The sequence below is a fragment of the Burkholderia sp. SIMBA_051 genome (assembly GCF_046534915.1).
Taxonomy (GTDB): Bacteria; Pseudomonadota; Gammaproteobacteria; order Burkholderiales; family Burkholderiaceae; genus Burkholderia; species Burkholderia ambifaria.
Window position 1 is genome coordinate 1 of record NZ_JAWRXS010000104.1, and the last position, 341, is coordinate 341.

General features: G+C 56.9%; 1 pseudogene. It reads right to left on the reverse strand.

Annotated elements, in window-relative coordinates:
• Positions 1–195, reverse strand: a pseudogene (locus SB771_RS33745) (AraC family transcriptional regulator); the annotation flags it as partial.
• Between the last annotated feature and the right edge of the window lie 146 nt (positions 196–341).

Consider the following 341-nt stretch of genomic DNA (forward strand, 5'->3'; position numbering starts at 1 on the left):
GTAGGGCGGTTCCTCGCCGGCATGCGAGTCCGCCAGTTCGTTGGCGGTCTGGAACATCTCGACGACGGTGCCCGGCCCGAGCAGCCAGAAACCGTCGAACAGCAACACGCCGATTCGCCGCGCCACACTCCGCAAATTCGGAGCCGGCGTATGTAACCAGGTAACCCTCGCAGTATCAAGGTGCATATGCGGCATGATGTTTCCTCAAACTGTCGTTCGTTGTGGACCCATTGCTCCGCCGCCGGCTTATACGTCCAAATGAATTAGACGGCTTAAACCGCGGGCAAAGCCGATTAGCGGATTATGCGTGATGTTAGCGGAACGAATGGCTATAGTAAAAC